This is a genomic window from Haloquadratum walsbyi J07HQW2 (assembly GCF_000415985.1).
GTDB classification, from domain to species: domain Archaea; phylum Halobacteriota; class Halobacteria; order Halobacteriales; family Haloferacaceae; genus Haloquadratum; species Haloquadratum walsbyi_B.
Window position 1 is genome coordinate 2,647,667 of sequence record NZ_KE356561.1, and the last position, 203, is coordinate 2,647,869.

The 203-nt window shown below is 53.2% G+C and carries 1 pseudogene; it reads right to left on the minus strand.

The window, feature by feature from the left end:
* Nucleotides 1-195 (minus strand): annotated as a pseudogene (locus J07HQW2_RS18750) (IS4 family transposase); the annotation flags it as partial.
* Nucleotides 196-203: the final 8 nt, after the last annotated feature.

A 203-nucleotide genomic window follows, 5' to 3' on the forward strand; every position in this document is an offset into this window, starting at 1 on the left:
AAAGTAGCTGTCATTCTTGTCGATTAGCGCAAACCGGCGGTAGTTGAAGTAGGCGAGATCGAACAACATGAGGCGGTTCTCAAGCCACGGAGCTGTTTTGAACAAGGTGCTGTCGTGCGTTTTCTCGTTAGCAGTGCCGAGCCGTTCAATCGTCTGCTCTGTGGCATTGTGGAGCAGGTGGAGCTTCGCTCCAGCCTACTCCT